At 60.0% G+C, this 2,267-nt stretch carries 2 protein-coding genes; both read right to left on the bottom strand.

Annotation, left to right across the window (positions count from 1 at the left end):
• Positions 1–55: 55 nt before the first annotated feature.
• Complete coding sequence (locus tag NW829_RS12110) at positions 56–574, bottom strand: DUF4330 domain-containing protein (protein ID WP_414342569.1); 519 nt, start codon at positions 572–574, stop codon at positions 56–58.
• A gap of 66 nt (positions 575–640) precedes the next feature.
• Positions 641–2,164 (bottom strand): hypothetical protein, encoded by a 1,524-nt coding sequence (locus tag NW829_RS12105; protein ID WP_414417184.1) that lies wholly within the window; start codon positions 2,162–2,164, stop codon positions 641–643.
• Positions 2,165–2,267: the final 103 nt, after the last annotated feature.

The following is a 2,267-nucleotide window of genomic DNA, read 5'->3' as shown; positions in this document are numbered from 1 at the left end:
AGGCACACCCCAATTTTTGGGCAATTTCCTGTAGCTGCATTGGGGTTGACATCCTCTACGATTGCGGCAGCCGCACGTCCATCACGGTGCCGCGCAAGTTGTAGCCAAAGGTCTCTAGCTCTAGGGGAACACCGATTTTGACGCGATTGTTGCCCAGGACGATGCCATTCTCCGTCCGCTGGCCGCGCCCTCGCAAGGTAAACACCAGATCGAGGCGATAGGCTTCGGGATCGGGCAAGTTCTGCACCCGCCCATCGGGGAAAACCACTGGCACCGTGCGGCTGACATTTTCCACTCGCACCACCTCCACCTGGCCGTAGGGCTGGTTGCGGATGATCAGGTCAGCCTTCTGCCCCGCCTGAAAAGGTTCCATAGAGCGGCTGCTGACCCCGCGCACAATCATGTCCACTTCCACCGGCAGCGTGGGGCCACCTCCCACCTGGACGACACTGCCCGCCTGCCGACCCGGAAAGAACAAGACGGCGACAATGGCCACCACCACAATTGCCAGAGCTCCCAGATCCAAGAGGCTGACCTTTCCCAAAAGCCGCCCCTGCTCGTCAATGAGCCGCATATCACCTCTCCTCGCACACCCTGTCTTGATTCTAGGCAGGTTTGTTCTCCAAGTGGCTTTCTCGCCCTAAGGGATCCAAGCCAGCGTGCTGCTGCCCAGCGGTAGGCGGCGTTCCCGCCAGCGGTGCGAACCACTTTGTCCATCAGGAATGGGCAGCCCGTCCTGCAAATCCACCAACCACACTTGCGAGGCCATGATGGCTTGCCCGCTACGGCTAAGGGGAGCCGAGGGATCCGGGATCCCTGGGAACGGTTCCAAGAGCGTGTAGGCCAGCATGCGTCCATCCGGGGAAATGCTGAAGTCCAGATCGACGGGATAGGTGGCTCGAACCACCTCTATGGCGTTGCCTGCTTCAGTGCCGAGCGTTATCGCCAGCAGGCGGGGCGACTCGGTGTAGCTGGGGGAGTCCATCGCGACCTCGCCAACAGAATCATGCTCCGCACCGCTAACGTGAGAGACCTCACTGACCAAGGCGTAGAAGATGGGCGCCCGAGGGGAAAAAGCCCCTTTCAGGATGGATCCCTGGGTTCTCAAAATCTCCTCGCTGTTGCCGGTATTGCTGACGATGGAGAGGCTGCGGGTGTAGTCGGGATTGAAGCGCAGCAAAGCCCCGAAAGCCCCATCGGGGCGGATGGCTAAGGTTTGGCCGAACTGGGCTAGAAAGCTCTCCGCTGCCGCCCGTGGATGCAAGGGTACGATCCCCACCCCCTGTCCCTGCGAGATGAGCAGGCTGCTCTCATCGGGGCTAATGAAAAAATCTCCCCCCACCGCCGTATCCAGCTCTAGACGTTCAAAGGGATCCCGGCTCGTTTTCTGGATCCACAGCTCCGTCTGGACGGCGGCCATGGGATCCCGTTGCAGCGGGATCCGCTCTGCCACCACCAGTTCCCCCGTCGGCGAGACTTGGAAGCGCAGGTTTTGGTAACCCTGATGATCCAGCAGCAACCGCGAAGACAGATCCTCCAGATCCAGCCGGTACAGATCCTGGTGCTGTAGGTTGGTGGCCGTGGCGAAATAGTACACGAAGCGGCCATCAGCACTGGGCTGCATTTGGGTTACCTTGACCCCAGCTGGAGTCAGCAGAGTAGCGGCTCCCGTCTCCAGGTTGAACAGAAACATTCGCCCTCGCTGGGCAGGTTCGGTGCTGATCCCCAGCAACTGCCGATCCGGCGTGCGGAATTCCCCCTCAAAGGGCTGGGCCATGGGCTGGCCCCGTTCATCCACGGCTGCCTGCAGGCGCACCCGGTAGGTCTGGCCGTAAGGGGCTGGTTCTGTCAGCGTCCAAAAAAAGCGGCGACCCAGCTTGCGCATTCGGCCTGGCAGAGGGGGCTGGATCTCCAAATGCTCTTCAACACTGACGGGATCCATCGGGCGGTTGAAGGTGAGCACCATCTGCACTTCTTGCGCCCCCACCCGTTGCTGTTGCCAGTTAAAGTCCCGCACGTAAGGAGCTGTGTGGTTGCCCAACACCACCAGGATCACCCCGATGGCCAGGTTGCAGAGGGTGATCCCGGCCACCCAGCGATCCAGAGGCTGTGGGAACCACCGCGTCAGGGTTGCGCGCCAGTAAGATCCCGACCGGGCAGACATCTGACTCATAGGTTACAAACAACAGACAGGTATGGGCAGCCAGAACTTGGGGAGCATGACTCTAGTCAATAATAAGCTCAACTATACTGAAAATAATGTATAA

Origin of the sequence: Synechococcus sp. R55.8 (assembly GCF_047461895.1) — a bacterium.
Classification (GTDB): Bacteria; Cyanobacteriota; Cyanobacteriia; order Thermostichales; family Thermostichaceae; genus Thermostichus.
The sequence above is the reverse complement of the archived record's forward strand: the minus strand, read 5'-3'. Positions and strand labels throughout refer to the sequence as shown.

Bases quoted from the DNA above. Each gene is read 5' to 3' on its own strand.
- NW829_RS12105 (WP_414417184.1), bottom strand. From the start codon at position 2,164: ATGTCTGCCCGGTCGGGATCTTACTGGCGCGCAACCCTGACGCGGTGG.
- NW829_RS12110 (WP_414342569.1), bottom strand. From the start codon at position 574: ATGCGGCTCATTGACGAGCAGGGGCGGCTTTTGGGAAAGGTCAGCCTC.